The following is an 18290-nucleotide window of genomic DNA, read 5'->3' as shown; positions in this document are numbered from 1 at the left end:
GGAAGGCCGCCCCGGCGACCCACCCCATGGTGGAACTGAAGGGCGGCACCTTCCGCATGGGCGACGCCTTCGGCGAGGGCTACCCCGCCGACCGCGAGGGTCCGGTGCGGGACGTGACCGTCGCCCCCTTCGCGATCGACGCCACCGCCGTCACCAACGAACGGTTCGCCCGGTTCGTGGCGGCCACCGGACACCGCACCGACGCCGAACGCTTCGGCTCCTCCTTCGTCTTCCACCTCCTGCTCCACCCCGCCGCCGAACCCCACGTCCTCGGCCGGGTCCCGCAGGCGCCCTGGTGGCTCGGCGTGTCGGGCGCCTCCTGGCGGACGCCCGAAGGCCCCGGCTCGGACGTCGAGGACCGCGCCGACCACCCCGTCGTCCACATCTCGTACGACGACGCCCAGGCGTACTGCGCCTGGGCCGGCGTCCGGCTGCCCACCGAGGCCGAGTGGGAGTACGCGGCCCGCGGCGGACTCGACGGCGCCCGCTACCCGTGGGGTGACGACTTCACCCCCGGCGGCCGCGAGATGTGCAACACCTGGACCGGCGACTTCCCGCACCGCTCCGAGCGGCCCGGCGGCCGCACCGGAACCGTGCCCGTCACCGCGTACGCCCCCAACGGCCACGGCCTGTACAACACCTCGGGCAACGTCTGGGAGTGGTGCGCCGACCCCTTCGGCCCCGGCGAGCGCGTCATCCGCGGCGGCTCGTACCTCTGCCACACCTCCTACTGCAACCGCTACCGGGTCGCCGCCCGCTCCCACAACACCCCCGACTCCTCCACCGGCCACGGCGGCTTCCGCACCGCCCGCACGCTTCCCCCGGAAGGACCCGCCCCCGCATGACCACCGGCACCCCGCGCGACCCCGCGTCCCGGCCCGCGCGCACCCGGCGCGACCCCTACGAGGGCTTCGCCGGCCGCATCGGCCGCACCTTCGCCGACTCCGAGCCCGCCTGGCCCGCCCGCACCACCCCGCCCGCCAAGGCGCCGAACATCGTCGTCGTCCTCGTCGACGACATGGGATTCAGCGACATCGGCCCCTTCGGCTCCGAGATCCCCACCCCCGTCCTCGACGGCCTGGCCGACGCGGGCGTGCGGCTCACCAACTACCACACCATGCCGCTCTGCTCACCGGCCCGCGCCGCCCTGCTCACCGGCCTCAACCCGCACCGCGTCGGCTACGCCATGGTCGCCAACTCCGACCCGGGATTCCCCGGTTACGGCATGGAGATCGCCGACGACATCCCGACCCTCGCCGAACTCCTCCACGACGCCGGCTACGCCACCTACGCCGTCGGCAAGTGGCACCTCGTCCGCGACTCCGCCTCCAACGCCGCCGACCACCGCGGCAACTGGCCCCTCCAGAAGGGCTTCGACCAGTACTACGGCGTCCTGGAGGGCCTCACCAGCCTCTTCCACCCGCACCAGCTCGTCCGGGACAACAGCCCCCTCGACATCGACGAGTTCGCCGACGACTACTACTACACCGACGACATCACCGACCAGGCGATCTCCATGGTGAAGTCGCTGCGCGCCCACGACCCCGACAAGCCCTTCTTCCTCTACCTCGCCCACAACGCCGTCCACGGCCCCCTCCAGGCCAAGGCCGAGGACATCGCCCGCCACCGGGGCCGCTACGACGAGGGCTGGGACGCCCTGCGCGAACGGCGCTTCGCCGCCCAGCTCGCCGCCGGACTCTTCCCGCCCGGCACCGAACTGCCCGAACGCAACAGCGAGGCCGGACTCGACGTCCCCGCCTGGGACACCCTGACCGGCGACCGACAGCGGCTCTACGCCCGCTACATGGAGGTCTACGCCGCCCTCGTCGACAACATCGACCAGAACCTCGGACGGCTCACCGACACCCTCGCCGCCCTCGGCGAACTCGACAACACCGTCATCGTCTTCACCTCCGACAACGGCGGCACCGGCGAGGGCGGGGCCGAGGGGACCCGCTCCTACTTCAGCCGCTTCGTCCACCACCCCCGCCTCCCCGGCGACTGGGACCCGGACGTCGACCGCGACCCCGACCTCATCGGCGGGCCCCGCAGCCTCGTCCACTACCCGCGCGGCTGGGGCATGGCCTCCAACACCCCCTTCCGCCTCTACAAGGGCCACACCTACGCGGGCGGCGTCCGCGTGCCGTTCGTCCTCTCCTGGCCCGAAGGAGTCCGGGACGGCCGGATCGCGGCCGGATCGCGCCCCCAGTACCAGTACGTCACCGACATCGCCCCCACCCTCCTGCGGCTCGCCGGCATCGACCGGCCCGAGGCCCGCCGCGAAGTCCCCCTCCAGGAACTCGACGGCACCGACTTCACCCCCGTCCTCGCCGACCCGGCCCACGACTCCACCCACCCCGAGCAGTACTGCGAGATGACCGGCAACCGCAGCCACTATCGCGACGGCCGCAAACTGGTCACCCTGCACCGCCCCGGCGCCCCGTACGACGACGCCGAATGGGCCCTGTACGACATCCGGACCGACCCCACCGAGATCCACGACCTCGCCGCCGAACAGCCCGACCTCGTCAAGGAGCTGTCGGCGGCCTGGGAGGACGCCGCCCGGCGCAACGGCGTCTTCCCGCTGCCCGACCACAGCGGCGCCCTCGCCCGCCGCAACCCCGCCGAGGAACGCCTCACCCGCCCGCTCACCCTCCTGCCCGGCACCCCGGAACTGGAGCGCTACCGCTCGTCCCGGCTGGTCTCCCTGCGGTCCTTCGAGATCGCCGTGGCCGTCGACGAGACCGGCGACGGCGTCCTCGTCTCCCACGGCGACCAGGGCGGCGGCTACAGCCTGTACGTCGAGGACGGCCGGCTCGCCTTCGCGTACAACGAGTACGGCACCCTCCACGAGACCGACGCGGGCCCCCTCGCCCCCGGACCCCACGCCCTCCTCCTCGCCGCCACCGCCGAGGAAGGGCTCCGCTGGCGCTTCACCGTCACCGTCGACGGCGAGCACCGCGCCACCCCGGACAGCGTCCACCAGCTCATCGGCATGGCCCCGTTCCAGGGCATCAGCGTCGGCATCGACCGCAAGTCCCCCGTCTCCTGGCCCCTCTACGAACGCCACCGCTCCTTCCGCTTCACCGGCCGCCTCCACTCGGTCACCTACCGCCCCGGCGCGCCCGGCCCGGACGCCCCCGAGACCGTCGCCGCCGCACTGGAGGAGGCCGCCGCGGCCTTCGAATAGCACCACCCGGGAACGAGCACGCACGCCGCCCGGCCCGGACACCCCGGGCCGACCGCGTAGGGGTGTTCCGGAAGGGGAGTCCGTCTCCCGCCGCGTGATGACGCCGGGTCAGCGTGACGCGGTGTCGAGGGCGAAGCCGTGCAGGAGGACCCCGGTCGTCCCGGGGTCCTCGAACATGGGCGTGTGGCCGACACCGTCCAGGACCTCGATCCGGGCGTGGGGGACTCGGCGGTACTCCTGGACGCAGGAGGGCTGCCACCGCCGGTCCTCGGCGCCGAAGACCACCAGGGTGGGCAGGCCGAGGCCGGCCAGCCGGTCGGGGATGGGCCGTTCCTCCAGGTACGCCGTGGACGCCTCGTCGGTCGCGGTGAGGCTGCGGTAGGTCATGCCGCGGATGTCGGCGATCATCCGGTCGGGGGTGCGCACCTCGCGGGTGAACGCGGTGCTCGCCGCGTCGCGGATCAGACGGTCGGTGCGCAGCCGCCAGAGGAGCTCCCCGACCACCGGCGTGGTCATCAGGCGGCCGGCGAGGCTGTCGCCCCGGAACGCGTCCATCCGCGGGCCGGTGTCGATCAGCGCGACCGCCGCCACCAGGTCGCGGCGCTGCTCTGCCAGCGACGTGGCGACGGCGCCCCCGGTCGAATGCCCGACGACGGTCGCGCGGCGCACGCCGAGCCTGTCGAGTACCGCGCCGACCCGGCGTGCCTGCTCCGGCATCCCGTAGCCGTCGACCGGTTTCGCCGATGTGCCGTGTCCGAGCAGGTCCACCCGCACCACGTGCAGGTCCCGCAGGGCCGGCAGCACCGGCTCCCACCACGCCGTCGAGCCGGCCAGGCCGTGCAGGAGCACCACCGTGGGCGCGCCGGGCGGCCCCTCCTCCACGATGTGGATGTCGTCCCCGCCGGGAAAGCGCACGATCTGCTCACCGGAGGCTTCGGCCGTCTCCGAGAGCACGGACACCGTGTTCCACGCGAGGAGGGCGGCCAGCACACCGACGGCCGTCAGCGTGATCCGCAGCCGTCGCCTCCACGCCCGCCCGCCGCGCGGGGCACCCGGCGCCGCGTCCGCGCGGCTGTGAGCACGCGGGTCCCGCGGGGTGGTCTTCTCGTCCATGGCTCCTCCGTCGTTCGGTCCGTCACGCCCTCACCCTGACGACGGCCGACACGACGCGTCTTGGAGAAATGTCCGCGCCTCGCGCGCGGTTGATCCCGTCGCCGAGCCGCTCGTACAGTCGAGGAGTGCAAGCAGTTCGCGGGGAGGCGGACCCCACCGCTGCCTGGGAGATCGAGCGACCGGCGCGGGCAACCGCGCTGCCCGGTGTCGACATGGCCGGATTCCGCATTCGCGGCGACAGCCCCGTCGTCCTACGGGCCATCCCCCACCCGGCCGTCACGGTGGCCGTCGAGTTCGGCGACCGGCCGTTCGACATCCACGGCGCCGGCGGCCGCATGCGGTCGGAGAGCCTGGCCGCCGGGCTCGCCTTCGGCGCGTTCCAGGTGCGTGCCGAGGGCGTCGAATGTGTGCAGATACGCCTGTCCCCGCTCGTCGCGCACCCCGTGCTCGGGCTCCCGCTCGCGGAGTTGCGCGGGAACGTCGTCGCACTCGACGACCTGTGGGGCCGCGACACGGCACGCCTGCGGGAGCGGCTTCACCACGCGCGCACCTGGCGGGAGCGCTTCGCGCTGATCGACACGGAACTGTCGACCCGCCTCCCAGCGGGCAGGCCGGTCGATCCCGAGGTGGCCTGGGCCTGGCGCCGGATCGTCGCCGGCCATGGCCGAGTCCGCGTCACCGACCTCGCGGCCCGGACCGGGTGGAGCCGCCAGCGCATGTGGTCACGCTTCGGCTCGCAGCTCGGCCTGACCCCCAAACGCGCCGCCATGCTGGTCCGCTTCGATCAGGCCATCCACCGCCTGGCCCGCGGACACACCCCCGCGCGGGTGGCAGCGGACTGCGGCTACGCCGACCAGTCCCACCTCCACCACGATGTCCGCGCGTTCACCGGGACACCCCCCACCGCCGCGGTGAACGAGCCATGGCTGGCCGCCGACGACACAGCCTGGCCAGTCCACGGCGGCGCGGTCTGAAGCCCGCCGGCAGCGCGAGCGGGACCGCGAAGAGGAGCGGCTCGATCAGCCGCTGCCGAGGCCGGACGGACGGGCGGCCCGCCCCCGCCCCGTTCGGCGACAACGGCTCCAGTACCGTCCACTGTTCATCCGTGAGTGCTCCCCGTGGCATGCGTCACGATCACCACTGCTTGGGCATCCACCTTCGCTAAGCGCCCTGGGAGGGCCGCCGACATGCCGACGCATCAGCTTCTTGCCCGGGCCCGCGGGCTGTGGGAGGAACTCGCCGGGGTCCCGGTCACGTTCGCGCCGGAAGGCGGGGTACGGGTGGTGGTCTCCCCGGAATCGGGGCTGTGCCCCGCCGGGTGGACCGGGGTGGTGCTCCTCGGCGGCTCGGTCCTCGTGACCGTGCCGAGCGCGAGGACCGCCGAGCTGGTGCGCGACGCCCTGCGCGGGTGGACGCCGGAGACCGCCGCGACCGGTGCGATCCGTGACGTGCTGCCCGTGGCGGGAGTGCTCGGACCCGCGGCGCTGGCCTACCTCTCCGGGGACCGCTTCCGTCCGGCGGCGGCCGCACCGACGGGTGACCACCTGCCGGGCGGCCACCCGGCGTTGCGCGCCCTGGAGCTGGCGGCGGGTGACGACGACGCCGCGGAGGCCGCCCTGGACGAGATCACCTCGCCCGCGTTCGTGGTCCGCGAACGCGGTGAGGTCGTGGCGGCCGCCGGATACCGGATCTGGCCCCACCGGACCGCCCACCTCAGCGTGCTGACGGCGCCCGCCGCACGGGGGCGCGGACTCGCCCGCGCGGCGGCCTCGGCGGCCGTCGGCCACGCCCTCGCCGCCGGTCTGCTGCCCCAGTGGCGCGCACGGCCGCCGGCCTCCCGACGCGTGGCCGCCGCTCTGGGCTTCGAGGACATGGGCGCCCAGCTCTCCGTCGAACTCGCCCCGGGCGAACCTGGGACGACGTAGGGGGGTGTCTTGACGATCAGGCCGACAGGACACCTCCCAGGGGCACGGCCGGTGGGATTCCGCGTGCGGCCGCGCCCCGCCCGGCGGGGTCAGTGCGGGGTGACCCCGCCGTCGTAGACGTTGTCCGGGGTGATGATCCGGGTGATCGCGCGGGCGAGCAGCGTGGACGGCTCCTGGCCGGCCACGTGGCGGGCGTCGGTGTTGATCATGAGGACGAGGGTGGCCTTCTTGGACGGCAGGTAGACGGTGACGGTCTCGTACCCGGGGATCGAGCCGTTGTGGCCGATCCAGCCGCCGGTCTCGAGGATCCCGAGCCCGTAGCTCGTGCCGGGAAAGCCGGTCGGGAGCGTCTTGAGCCGCTGGGCCTGGGCCTCGGGGCTGAGCAGCTCGCCGGTGGCGACGATCTTGGCCCAGCGGTGCAGGTCCTCCAGGTCGGAGATCATCGCGCCGGCGGCCCAGGCCCAACTGGGGTTCCAGTCCGTGGCGTCGGCGATGCCGCCGCTCAGGGTCTGGTCCGTGTAGCCGCGCGGGTGCGGGGAGGGGAACTCGGCACCCGTCGGGAGGAGGGTGTGCCGCAGGCGCGCGGGGCGCAGCACCCGGCGGTGGATGAAGTCGGCGAGCCGGTGACCGCTGACCTTCTCGACCACGAGTCCGAGGAGGATGAGGTTGGAGTTGGAGTACTCGAACTTCTCGCCCGGCTTGAAGGTGTTCTTGTGCTTCATGCCGAACGCGAGCACCTCCTCCGGCGTGTAGGAACGCTCCGGGTCGCTCAGCAGGCCGTGGATGAAGTCCGGGTCGGAGGTGTACGGGAAGAGGCCGCTGCGCATCTCGGCGAGGTGGCGCAGGGTGATCCGGTGGCCGTTGCGCACGCCCTTGACGTACTGGGAGATCGGGTCGTCGAGTCGGATCCGGCCGTCGTCGAGGAGTTCGAGGAGCGCGGTGACCGTGAACGTCTTGGTCTCGCTGCCGATCCGCACGTACGTGTCGGCCCTCATCGGCTCGCCGGTCTCGGTGTCGGCGACACCGGTGGCCCGCACATAGCTGCCCTTCCCCGGCATCCACACGCCGACGACGACGCCGGGAATCTGCGCCTGCTCGCGGACCTCCGCGATCGCCTTGTCCAGACGGGCGTTCAGCTCGGGGCCGAGGCCGCCCGAAGGACAGTCGTCCGCGCCATGGCGGTCGGCGGCCACCACGTGGCCGTCCGCCGCGTGGACGGCCGGGGCGGGAACCACCGCCATCGGGGCCAGCACGGACGCCACGAGCAGCGTCGCGGCGAACAGGCGTCGGGTGGGGGTACGTCGCATGGGGAGCGCCTTTTCCGGGTGGGGGAGGGGAGGGCCACATCACCACTCCGCCCCTGGCTCGGACCGGTCCGGAGGACCCTCGTCACGGCGAGTCCACTCGTTCGGCGCCGCACGGTCCGCCGCGGCGAGCCGACGGACCGGCACACCGGCGGCGACACCTCCCGCCGCACGGGCCCCGGCACAGCTCCCGGTCCGTGCCGCGGCCGACTTGGCCGTACGTGTCCGTGCCGCGGTCGATCTGGCCGTACGTGTCCGTGTCGCGGCCGTCTTGGCCGTACGCGTCGGTGTCGCGGTCGACTTGGCCGTACGCGTGCGTGCCGCGGTCTACCTAGCCGTACGCGTCCGTGACGCAGTCGACCGCACACCGCCCGTGCTCGTACCGCCGGCGCAGCGCCGCCGCCGCGTGCCGCCGCTCCACCCCGTCGTACCCGTAGCGGTCGCGCGTCACCCGGACCACGGCCTCGACGGTGACGATCGCCGGTTCGCCCTCGCCGGCGCACCGGCGGGCCGTCGCGATCACCTGGTCGGCCGCGCGCTGGAGGTCACGCGCGTACTCGCGCTGGGCGACGGACTGCGCCCGTGAGGCGGCGAACGGCCGTACGGCCCGGCCCTTCCAGACGACCCCGGCCGTGACGAGCCCCGCGCCGACGAGGGCGACGAGCACCCCCACGACGGCATCGGCGTCCCACCCCATCGCTGGCGCCCTCCCCTGTGTTTCCGCCGGTCCGAAGGAGTCTAGGCGGCCGAAGGTCGCTCGCGCGGACGTGCCCAGGAGGGTGTCCAGATGTCGCCGCAGGGCCGGAAGGGGGTCGGCAGGGCGTCGGGTTCGGTGGTGGCGAGGTGTTCGCGGAGGGCGAGGAGCGCGGGATGCGGATTGTCGACGGCCCACAGGAGGGAGTGCGGATAGACGGGGGTCGGGCCGTGCACGGGGACCCGGCGCAGGCCATGGCCCTCCGGCCAGACGAGGCGGGTCTGCGCGCCGACGAAGGTGGCGAGTTCGGGGGAGTCCGCGACGGTGTCGAGGAGCGGTTCGGTGCCGAAGTCGGGGCCGGTCACCTCGATGGTGAGCCCGAACGCGTCGGCGAGGTCGGCGTAGTACGCGGCCCACTCGGTGCCGCTGACGATGCCGGGCACCCAGATCCGGTGTCCGACGAGCCGTGCCGGTGTCACGTCGCGGGCGCCGGCGAGCGTGTGCGCGGGTCCGGTCAGGAGCTGGATCGGCTCGTCGAGGACCGGGACGGCCTCGATGCCCTCGGGGAGCCGGCTGCCGGGTCTGGTGACGGCACGGAAGGACGCGTCGATCGTGCCGGCCCGGAGCGCGGCGACCGCCGTGTCGGCGTCGAAGAGCGTCACCACGTCGAGTTCCACGTCCGGGTGCGCCCGGTGGAAGCCCTGCAGCAGGGCCGCCGGGGCGAGCCTGCGCCCGAGCACGTCCACACGCAGGGCGCGGTGGCCGGGACGCACCGACGCGACCGCACGTGCCTCGGCCTGGAGCAGGGCGCGCGCGTGGGGCAGGAACGCCTGTCCGTCGATCGACAGCGAGGCCCCCCGCGCGGTACGGGTCAGCAGGCGCGCCCCGAGCTCCTTCTCCAGCGCGGCGACGCGTTTGGAGACGGCCTGCTGGGTGATCCCCAGCTCGTCGGCGGCCTGCCGGAACCGGCCCGAGTCCACGACGGCGAGGAACGTGCGCACGGCTTCGAGATCCACGACCTCACCCTAGGGCCTGCCCTAGGTCCTGTCGGGGCAGGAGCTCGGTGACAACCACTGGTTGTGTCCTGGTCGCCTCATGGTTGTTTGATCTCGCTCTTCCCGGCTCGCTTTGATGTCGGTGGTCGACACGGGGTTGTCGGGCCGGTCGACGAGAGGGGTACGGGCATGGCGGGCGGAACGTCGCTGGGGCGGGACTTCGGGTGGCTCTGGGCGGCGTACGCGGCGGGGAGCCTGGGCACCTGGGTCGCGTTCAACGCCTTCCCGCTCCTCGCGATCACCGTGCTGCACAAGGGGGCCGCCGAGGTCGCGGCGCTCGCCGCCGTGGGGGCCGCGGTGGGGGCGGCGGTGGCGGTGCCGCTCGGGCCGTGGGTGGAGTTCCGGCGCAAGCGGTCCGTGATGGTCACGATGGATCTCGTGCGGTGCGCGGCGCTGCTGAGCGTCGCCGGGGCGTTCGCGCTCGGCCGGCTGGGATTCACGCAGCTGCTGGTCGTCTCCGTCGTCGTCGCCGGGGCCGACATCACCTTCGGGGCCGCCTCCGGGGCCTGCCTGAAGGCACTCGTGCACCCGGAGGACCTGCTCCGCGCCAACGCCCGGCTCGAATCCACGACCTGGACCGCCACCGTCCTCGGTCCGCCGCTCGGCGGCGCCCTGTTCGCCCTGCTCGGCCCGGTGGCGACGGTGGTGGCCGACGCGGTGAGCTATCTGCTCTCGGCGGCCGGCATCCGTGCCATCGGGGGCGCGGAACCCGCTCCTCCTCGCGCGGGGGAGGAGCGGAGGCGCGTGCGTGCCGGTGACCTCGCCGCAGGGTGGCGCCACATCCTCGGCCACCCGCTGCTGCGTCCGCTCTTCCTCAACGCGGTGCTGGTCAACGGGCTGATCATGGCGACCGCGCCGCTGCTCGCCGTGCTCATGCTGGGGCCGCTGGGGTTCACCCCCTGGCAGTACGGTCTCGCCTTCGCCGTGCCCTGCCTCGGCGGTCTCGTGGGCTCGCGGCTGGCGCGTCCGCTGGCCGAGCGGTACGGCCGGCACCGGGTGCTGCGGGGCGCGGGCGTGCTGCGGGTGTGCTGGCCCGTCGGCCTCGCCTTCGTTCATCCGGGCGTCAGCGGGCTGCTGCTCGTGATGGGCGTGGAGTTCGCGCTGATCGCCTGTGCGGGGGTGTTCAACCCGCTGCTCGCCGCCCACCGCCTCGGCCTGACCGCCACCGACCGCGTCGCCCGCACCCTGACCGCCTGGTCGGTCACAGGCAAGGCGTCCGTGGCGGCTCTCACCGCACTGTGGGGCCTGCTCGGCGGTGTCATCGGGCCGCGGCCGGCGATCGCTCTCGCGGGCGTCCTGCTCCTGGCGACCCCGTTGCTGCTTCCGAGCGCGGAGCGCCTCCTCGCGGCGGAGGGTGACGGACAGGGATTGACACGTGTAAGCAAGCGGTGACACGCTCCTTTCCCGGCCCCCGGACCCTCCCGGCCCCGTGGCGCCCCGCGCAGAAGGAGCAGCACCCCATGAGCACCACCGTCACCACCGCCCGAGGACCCGTCCGCGGTGAGCGCCGTGCCGACGGCAGCCTCCGCTTCCTGGGCATCCCGTACGCCCAGCCGCCCGTGGGCGACCTGCGGTTCGCCGCGCCCGTACCGCCGGAGCCGTGGTCGGAGCCGCTGGACGCCACCGCGTACGGGCCGACGGCGCAGCGCCGCCCCTTCGCCGAGGTGACCACCATCCCCGAGCCCTCGATCCCGGGCGTCGGCGTCCTCAACCTCAACGTCTTCACCCCCGACACCGCCCCCGGGGCGGGCCTGCCCGTCCTCGTCTGGATCCACGGCGGCGGCTACGTCGCCGGCTCCGCCGCCAGCCCCTGGTACGACGGGGCCGCCTTCAACCGCGACGGCGTCGTCCTCGTCTCGATCGGCTACCGGCTCGGCATCGAGGGCTTCCTCCACCTGGAGGGCGCCCCCGACAACCGGGGCGTACGGGACTGGATCGCCGCCCTGGAGTGGGTCCGGGACAACATCGCGGCCTTCGGCGGCGACCCCGCCAAGGTCACCGTCGCGGGCCAGTCGGCGGGCGGGGGCGCCGTCCAGACGCTGCTGGCGGTGCCGTCGGCCAAGGGCCTGTTCCGGGGTGCGCTCTCCGTCTCCGGCGCGGTCCTGCGCCCCGACGGTCCCGAGGTGGCCCGCGCCGCGGCCCGGCTCTTCACCGCCCGCACCGGGGTGCCGGCCACCGCCGCGGCCCTGCGGGACCTGCCCGACGACGCACTCCTCGACTTCCAGGACCGCCTGGCGGAACCGGGACCGGACCGCGAGGGCCTGCCGCCGATGCTGGCCCTCGCCCCCTTCGCGGACGGCGAACTGATCCCCGTGGCCGTACGCGACGCCCTGACCGACGGCGACGCGGGCGCCGACGTCCCCCTCGTGCTCGGCTTCACCGAGCACGAGTTCACCATGTTCCCCGCGCCCGGTCCCGAGGGGCCGCCGCTGCCCGTCATGCTCGGCGGCCTCGGCCTCGACCCCGCCCGTACCGCCGCCTTCTCCGAGGCGTACGCGGAGGGCGGCGAGGCCCTCCTCTTCGGCCAGGCGCTGACCGACGCGACCTTCCGTGCCCCGAACCTCGCCGTCGCGGACGCCCGCGCCGCCCGTGGACGCCCCACCTGGCTCTACGAGTTCACCTGGCGCTCGCCGGTCGCGGGCATGGCCTTCCACTGCCTGGACCTCCCGTTCGCCTTCGACCTCCTGGACGCCGAAGGAGTACGGGCCGTCGCCGGCGACGCCCCGCCGCGCGCGCTCGCCGACGCCCTGCACCGCGCCTGGGTCGCCTTCGTCACCGACCAGGACCCCGGCGCCGACTGGCCGCGCTACACCGCCGACGAGCGCGCCACGATGATCTGGGACGCCGAGCCCCGGATCGCCGCGGACCCGGTGCGCCGCGTCCGCGAACTCTGGCTCGACTGACGGGGACAGCGCGGGTCCGACGGCGCGGGTCCGACAGCGCGGGTCCGACGGCGCGGGCGCGGGTCCGCGCGCAGGGGGAGGCGCGGGTCGGGGCACGCGGGCGGCGCAGGCCGGGTGACGGTCAGGCGCAGGCCGGGTGACGGCGCAGGCGCGGGACGGGTGACGGTCAGGCGCGGGTCCGGACGCAGGGGGACGCGCGGCTCCGGCGACGGTGGCGGCGCGGGTCCGGCCGCGGTCCGCCGCCCCGGGGCCGTGTCACACGTTCTTCATGCGCTGTGCATGGTCCGCCGGGGAGGGGGCCGCGATGATCGATCGTGCCCCCGGGACCGACCGGACCGTACGAAACGGCAGGCTCGGGGCGTCGCATGACGCACCGTCGACCGCGCCCGCCGCCCCGCCCCGAGGAGCCCCGCCATGTCCAGCCGCCGCAGCTTCCTCGCCGGGTCGGCCGCCACGATCGGCCTCGGCGCCCTGCCGGTCGCCGGCGCCGTCGGGGCGGCGGCCGCACCGGCCGGTGCGGCGGTCCCGCAGGACGCGACCCGGCCGCCCAACCTGGTCGTGGTGCTGGCCGACGACCTCGGGTACGGCGAGCTCGGCGCGTACGGGCAGAAGCTCATCACCACCCCGCGCATCGACCGGCTCGCCGCCGACGGCCTGCGGTTCACGGACGCGTACGCGACGGCCGCGGTCTGCGCCCCCTCCCGCTGCTCGCTCCTCACGGGTCTGCACACCGGCCACGCGACGGTGCGCGCCAACCCCTCCGGCGCGCAGGGCTCCCTCACCGCCGCCGACACCACCTTCGCCCAGCTGCTCAGGGCCCGCGGCTACCGCACCGGCGTGATCGGCAAATGGGGCTTCGGGCCGGAGAGCGCCGACCAGGACAGCCACCCCAACGCGCGCGGCTTCGAGGAGTTCCACGGGTACATCGACCACGGCCATGCCCACCAGTACTACCCGGCCTACCTCTGGCACAACGGCGTCAAGGAGCCCATCCCGGCGAACGAGGGCGGAGCCAAGGGCGTGTACGCGCCGGACCTGCTGCGGCAGCGGGCCCTCGACTTCCTCGACCGCCACGCCGCCGAACCGTTCCTCCTGCTGCTCACCCCGACCGTGCCGCACGCCCCCAGCGACATCCCCGACACCGGCGCCTACGCGTCGCGGACCTGGAGCGCCGCCAACAAGGGACACGCGGCACAGGTGAGTCTCTTCGACGCGCTCGTCGGCGACGTCGTCGACAGGCTCCGCGCCCTCGGCCTGGAGGACGACACCGTCGTCCTCGTCACCAGCGACAACGGCCCCCACGAGGAGGGCGGGGTCAACCCCGACCTGTTCGACGCCAACGGCCCGCTGCGCGGCTACAAGCGGAACCTGTACGAGGGCGGCGTCCGCGTCCCCCTCATCGCCTGGGGCCCCGGCCGCGTGCTGCCCGGCACGAGCGACCGGCCGACCCCGCTGACCGACCTCCTTCCCACCCTCGCCGAACTCGGCGGCGCCCCCGCGCCGTCCGACGTGGACGGTCTCTCGGCCGCGCCCCTCCTCACCGGCGGCGCGGCCACCGCCCACCACGACCACCTGTACTGGTACCGCGACGAGCGGGGCGTCACGAGCCGCGCCGACGCCCAGGACCGGCAACGCGCCACCTGGCTCGCCGAGGCGCTCCGCAAGGACCGCTGGAAGGCGGTCCGCTTCGCCCCCGTCCGCGACCACGCCCTCCCCGACGACCAGTGGCAGGTCGAGCTGTACGACCTGGCCACCGACCTCGGCGAGACCTCCGACCTGGCGGCCCGCCACCCCGCCCGCGTCACCGAACTGGTCGCGCTCATGCGGTCCTCCTGGCAGGAGCAGTACCCGCGCACCTCGTTCGGAGCGCACCTGACCGTCCCGCCGCTCGCCGTGCCCGACGAGCCGTTCGCGGTCACCACCGAGCTCGCCAACGGCTCCGCCCGGGCCTGGAGCTCCGCCGCCGTCACCCTCCGGGTCCCGGCAGGCTGGACCGTACGGGCCACCACCGCCACCACCGCGGCGCAACTCGCCCCCGGCGCCCGGCTCACCGCCGCCTGGCAGGTCACGGCGCCCCCCGGCACCACCGCGGCCACCCCGTGGACGCTCACCGCCGAGGGCACCGCCCTCGCCCCGGGCGGCCCCGTCCGGTACACCGCCGACGGCACCGTCACCACCCCGCCCCCGGCACCCACCCGGGACAGCTACCTCTCCGACCTGCCCTGGATCCGCGCCGTCAACGGCTGGGGTCCCGTCGAACGCGACACCTCCAACGGCAAGAACGCCGCCGGCGACGGCACCCCGATCGCCTTCGGCGGCACCACCTACGCCAAGGGCCTCGGCGTCCACGCGTACAGCGACGTCGCCTTCCACCTGGGCGGCGCGGGGAACCGGTTCACCGCCGTCGTCGGCATCGACGACTTCTCGGCCCGCCAGAGCTCCGCCGGGGCCACCCGCGCCACCGTCTACGGAGACGACCGGATCCTCCTCGCCACCCCCACCCTGACCGCCGCCACCGGCCCCGTCCCCGTGGACGTCGACGTCCGCGGCGTCCGCGTCCTGCGCCTGGAGGTCACGGACGCCAACGCCAGGACCTCCTTCGACCACACCTCCTGGGCCCTGGCCCGCGTCACGGTCCGGTAGCCGGGCCCGTCCGCCACGCGCAGGGCATCGGCGCCGTCCCGATTCCGCCATCGGGGCACTCGCCGCCTCGCGATGCGGTGAGGTGGGGGCGAGACGCATCCTCTCCCAGAGAACGGAACGCCCGATGCCGAACGACCTCACCGGCCTCGCCACCCCCCTGATCGCCGACGCCTGCGTACGGCTCGGCGAACCCCTGCGCGCCGCGCCCGCCGGGATCATGCCCGTCGTCGCGGGCCGGCGCGTCGCCGGACGGGTGCTGCCCGTCCGGCACTACGGAAGCGTCGACGTCTTCCTGGAGGCGTTCACCCACGCCGAACCGGGGGACGTCCTCGTCATCGACAACGGCGGACGCGACGACGAGGCGTGCATCGGCGACCTCGCCGTCCTGGAGGCCGAGGCGGCCGGTGTGTCCGGGGTCGTCGTCTGGGGCCTGCACCGGGACACCCCGGACCTGGTCGAGATCGGCCTGCCGGTCTTCTCGTACGGACGCCACGCGCCCGGACCCGTCCGCCTCGACCCCCGGGAACCGGACGCGCTCCGCACCGCCCGGTGCGGAGCCCACGAGGTGAGCACCGACGACCTCGTCTTCGGCGACGACGACGGGGTCCTGTTCGTGGCGGCCGCCCGCGCGGACGCCGTCCTGGAGACCGCCCGGAGCATCTTCCGCACCGAACGGGAACAGGCCCGCCGCATCAGGGCGGGGGAGACCCTCGCGAGCAGACCCGGTTCGACGCCTACCTGAAGAGCCGGGCCGAGGACCCCTCGTACACCTTCCGGCGGCATCTGCGCCGGATCGGCGGCGCGATCGAGGAGTGACACCGACCGCGCGCCGACGGCCTCCGAGGGCTCAGCCCTCGAAGCCGACCGAGCCGTCCGGCAGGATCGCCTCCACCCGCGCGCCGTGCTCGACGGTGCGGCTCACCGTGCAGAACTTCTCGTGCGTGAGGCGCACCCCGCGGGCGAACACCTCGGCCGCGCGCGGGTTGCTGTCCGGCAGCTCGAACTCGTAGCTGACCCTGATGCGCCCCACCCGGCCGTCGTCCTCGGGCCCCGACACCGACTCCACCACGATCCGCAGGTCGTCGTGGTCCACGGCCCGGGCCGTCCGGTCCACGACCAGCCCCCCGCAGCCGCCCATCGCCGCGAGCAGCAACTCGACCGGGGTGAACGAGGGCTGGGCGTCCGCGTCGTCCGCGGCGGCCATCCGCACCTCGGCGCCGCGGTCGTTGCGGGCGGTCCACTGGCGGTACCCGGTGCGGACGGTCTCGATCCGGTAGTCGGCCATGACGGCGGTGCTCCTCGTGCTCGTACGGTACGGTCGCCCGCCACGCGACCCCGGCGCCCCCGCCCCACCGAGCGGACGCCCCGGACGCACACGGCGGCCCCGTCAGTATCCGTGCCGCGGGCCGGCCACCGCACCGGCACGGGCCCGAACGACGGTGCCCCACGCCTCCGCCACCGTGCCCCAGACCGTGCGGAGTCCGGGCTCCGCACGCCGTACGGAGGCCACGGCGGCCTCCGGGGAGCCGCCCGCCCGGCGGACCTCGCCGCCGTCGACGGCCGCCCACTCGGCCACGGTCTCCGCGTCGACCTCGGGGTGGAACTGCAGGCCCCAGCCCACGCTCCCCACGCGGAACGCCTGGAACGGGCAGTCGTCGCCGGTCAGCAGCGGTACGGCGCCGGGCGGCAGCCGGTCGATCTCGTCCCAGTGCCACTGCGCGGCGAGCGCACCGTCCGGCACACCGCCCAGCACCCGATCCGCCGACACGGCGGGCAGCCGGCGCAGCGGTACGGCGCCCACCTCGGGCCCCCGGGTCCGCCGCGCCACCGAACCGCCGAGCGCGTGGGCGAGTATCTGGCCGCCGAGGCATATCCCGAGCAGCGGCACCTCGTCCGTCACGGCCTCGCGGACGAGCTCACGGACCCGGGGAAGCCACGGCGCGGCCCGGTCGTCCTCGCAGTTGGCCGCCCCGCCGAGGACCAGCACCCCGGCATGGCCGCGCAGCGAGTCCGGCAGCGCCTCGCCGCGCCAGGCCCGCACCACGTCGAGCCGGTGCCCGGTCGCCGCCAGGCGCTCGCCGACGAGACCGGGACCGGCCTCCCGCTCGTGCTCGACCACGAGGACGGCGGTGGCCCCGGCCGCCGCCTCCGCGGCCTCCGGCGCACCGGTGGCGCGGCGTGCCTCCGCCGCCCGGCCCGTCACGGGCGCCTCAAGCGCCCCTGGAGTGAAAGCCGTTGCGCTCGTCGTGGTCGTGCGGGTCGTCTCGGTCGTCATGGATGTTCCCCTCCGCGGTCGTCCCCCGGACTGTCCTCGTCTTTCCGCCCCGAGGATCTCCGAAGAAGCGCCGCAGCGGGACCCCCCGTCGTGCCCGTTGCCCCGCGGCGTCTGAGTAGCCCGCCGCGCGCGCCTGAGTACGTCGGCCGATACGCGGGCCGCCGCCCGCTGCTGGACTGGGGTCATGACTTCCGACGCCCGGCGCCCCCGCCCCCTCCAGCACGTCACCGCCACCGGTACGGCCCTCGCGGTGGCCCTCGGGCCGCTGGTGCTCGGCGCGTTGCTGGCCCGGTCGGTGGGCGGTGACCCGATGGCCTCCGTCAACGCCCTGATCGCGGGCGGCGGCCAGCGTGCCCGGATCTCCCGCGCGCAGCTCCGCTCCGGCACGCGGATCGGTTCGCGGCGCGGTTCCGGGCCGCGGCGCGCGGCCGGCCCTCTGCGCGGCCCCGGGACGCGGGCCGTGACCGGGTGGCCGTATCCCCGCCGTCCGGGTTCAGTCGCGCGGCTTGCGCGCCAGGAGGAAGCCCTGCGGCGTCTTCTCCTGGGGGTCCGGCTGCCGCACCAGGCGCGCCGACTCGACCAGGCCGGCGGCGGCCAGGTGCCGCGCGACCTGGTCGGGTGACCAGCGGTAGACGTCGAGGGCGACCTCGTGTCCGTAGGCGCTTGTGAGGCGCACGCGCTCGTCGCCGACCTTGAAGGCGATCAGGAGCAGCCCGCCGGGCGCCAGGACGCGGTGGAACTCGGCGAAGGACGCGGTGAGGTCCTCCTGCGGCATGTGCACGGTGGAGTACCAGGAGAGGACGCCGCCGAGGGAGGCGTCGGGCAGGTCGAGCGCCGTCATCGACCCCACCGCGAAGCGGAGACCCGGGTACGTGTCCCGGGCGACGGCGATCATGCCGGGCGACAGGTCCACCCCGAAGACGTCCGCGCCGAGGTCCCGCAGGTGGGCGGTGACCCGGCCGGTTCCGCACCCGAGATCGCCCACCGCACGGGGGCCGCCGGAGGCGTCCACCTCCGCCACGAACCCGGCCAGCATCGCCCGGTCGAGGGGCATGCCCGCCAACTGGTCGCCCAGCAGCCGCTCGTAGTCGGCCGCGACGGTGTCGTACGAACGGCGGGTGGCGGTGAGGTGCGCGGCGTCGGTCATCCCGGAACCCTACGACGGCCCCCACGACATCTCCACGCCTT

The 18290-nt window shown here is 74.7% G+C and carries 14 protein-coding genes and 1 pseudogene; 8 read left to right on the top strand and 7 right to left on the bottom strand.

Going from position 1 to position 18290, the window contains the following annotated elements; translation table 11 throughout:
* Positions 1 to 26: 26 nt before the first annotated feature.
* Together ACFVZH_RS17580 and ACFVZH_RS17575 are read left to right on the top strand one after the other, a co-directional pair.
* Complete coding sequence (locus ACFVZH_RS17580) at positions 27 to 845, top strand: formylglycine-generating enzyme family protein (RefSeq protein WP_384898351.1); 819 nt, start codon at positions 27 to 29, stop codon at positions 843 to 845.
* Positions 842 to 3190, top strand: a complete 2349-nt coding sequence (locus ACFVZH_RS17575; RefSeq protein WP_384898182.1) for an arylsulfatase — start codon at positions 842 to 844, stop codon at positions 3188 to 3190. The genes ACFVZH_RS17580 and ACFVZH_RS17575 overlap by 4 nt, the downstream gene beginning before the upstream one ends.
* Before the next feature lie 108 nt (positions 3191 to 3298).
* Here ACFVZH_RS17575 and ACFVZH_RS17570 read toward each other — a convergent pair whose 3' ends face one another.
* Positions 3299 to 4303, bottom strand: a complete 1005-nt coding sequence (locus tag ACFVZH_RS17570; protein ID WP_384898180.1) for an alpha/beta fold hydrolase — start codon at positions 4301 to 4303, stop codon at positions 3299 to 3301.
* Between the two features lie 212 nt (positions 4304 to 4515).
* On the opposite strand from ACFVZH_RS17570, the gene ACFVZH_RS17565 reads away from it, so the two are divergent.
* On the top strand, positions 4516 to 5277 hold the full coding sequence (locus ACFVZH_RS17565; protein ID WP_384898350.1) for a helix-turn-helix domain-containing protein: 762 nt from the start codon (positions 4516 to 4518) through the stop codon (positions 5275 to 5277).
* A gap of 213 nt (positions 5278 to 5490) precedes the next feature.
* Positions 5491 to 6228: a GNAT family N-acetyltransferase gene (locus tag ACFVZH_RS17560; RefSeq protein WP_384898178.1), complete on the top strand. Its 738-nt coding sequence runs from the start codon at positions 5491 to 5493 to the stop codon at positions 6226 to 6228.
* An 89-nt stretch (positions 6229 to 6317) separates the two neighbouring features.
* Here ACFVZH_RS17560 and ACFVZH_RS17555 read toward each other — a convergent pair whose 3' ends face one another.
* The 3 genes from ACFVZH_RS17555 to ACFVZH_RS17545 all read right to left on the bottom strand — a co-directional run bounded on the left by ACFVZH_RS17555 (position 6318) and on the right by ACFVZH_RS17545 (position 9242).
* On the bottom strand, positions 6318 to 7535 hold the full coding sequence (locus ACFVZH_RS17555; RefSeq protein ID WP_384898176.1) for a serine hydrolase domain-containing protein: 1218 nt from the start codon (positions 7533 to 7535) through the stop codon (positions 6318 to 6320).
* A gap of 328 nt (positions 7536 to 7863) precedes the next feature.
* Positions 7864 to 8229, bottom strand: a complete 366-nt coding sequence (locus tag ACFVZH_RS17550) for a hypothetical protein (protein WP_384898174.1) — start codon at positions 8227 to 8229, stop codon at positions 7864 to 7866.
* Positions 8230 to 8270: 41 nt separating this feature from the next.
* Entirely contained in the window at positions 8271 to 9242 is a 972-nt protein-coding gene (locus tag ACFVZH_RS17545) for a LysR family transcriptional regulator (protein WP_384898172.1), read from the bottom strand.
* A 168-nt stretch (positions 9243 to 9410) separates the two neighbouring features.
* Between ACFVZH_RS17545 and ACFVZH_RS17540 the strand changes: the two genes are divergently transcribed.
* The 4 genes and pseudogenes from ACFVZH_RS17540 (at position 9411) to ACFVZH_RS17525 (ending at position 15643) form a co-directional block, all read left to right on the top strand.
* Positions 9411 to 10673: an MFS transporter gene (locus tag ACFVZH_RS17540; RefSeq protein ID WP_384898170.1), complete on the top strand. Its 1263-nt coding sequence runs from the start codon at positions 9411 to 9413 to the stop codon at positions 10671 to 10673.
* Positions 10674 to 10741: 68 nt separating this feature from the next.
* On the top strand, positions 10742 to 12184 hold the full coding sequence (locus tag ACFVZH_RS17535; RefSeq protein WP_384898168.1) for a carboxylesterase/lipase family protein: 1443 nt from the start codon (positions 10742 to 10744) through the stop codon (positions 12182 to 12184).
* A 414-nt stretch (positions 12185 to 12598) separates the two neighbouring features.
* Complete coding sequence (locus ACFVZH_RS17530) at positions 12599 to 14827, top strand: sulfatase-like hydrolase/transferase (protein ID WP_384898166.1); 2229 nt, start codon at positions 12599 to 12601, stop codon at positions 14825 to 14827.
* Positions 14828 to 14951: 124 nt separating this feature from the next.
* A pseudogene (locus tag ACFVZH_RS17525) lies at positions 14952 to 15643 on the top strand (RraA family protein).
* 31 nt (positions 15644 to 15674) lie between these two features.
* On the opposite strand, the gene ACFVZH_RS17520 reads toward ACFVZH_RS17525, so the two are convergent.
* The 3 genes from ACFVZH_RS17520 to ACFVZH_RS17510 all read right to left on the bottom strand — a co-directional run bounded on the left by ACFVZH_RS17520 (position 15675) and on the right by ACFVZH_RS17510 (position 18249).
* Positions 15675 to 16112: an OsmC family protein gene (locus tag ACFVZH_RS17520; protein ID WP_384898164.1), complete on the bottom strand. Its 438-nt coding sequence runs from the start codon at positions 16110 to 16112 to the stop codon at positions 15675 to 15677.
* A gap of 102 nt (positions 16113 to 16214) precedes the next feature.
* Positions 16215 to 17102, bottom strand: coding sequence for a type 1 glutamine amidotransferase (locus ACFVZH_RS17515; protein WP_384898162.1), 888 nt, complete (start codon positions 17100 to 17102; stop codon positions 16215 to 16217).
* A 493-nt stretch (positions 17103 to 17595) separates the two neighbouring features.
* Positions 17596 to 18249 (bottom strand): class I SAM-dependent DNA methyltransferase, encoded by a 654-nt coding sequence (locus tag ACFVZH_RS17510; protein WP_384898160.1) that lies wholly within the window; start codon positions 18247 to 18249, stop codon positions 17596 to 17598.
* Between the last annotated feature and the right edge of the window lie 41 nt (positions 18250 to 18290).

The sequence above is a fragment of the Streptomyces sp. NPDC059534 genome, from assembly GCF_042743475.1.
In the GTDB taxonomy this organism is placed as follows: Bacteria; Actinomycetota; Actinomycetes; order Streptomycetales; family Streptomycetaceae; genus Streptomyces.
Note: the sequence above shows the minus strand (reverse complement) of the source record. Positions and strands in the feature narration are given on the sequence as shown.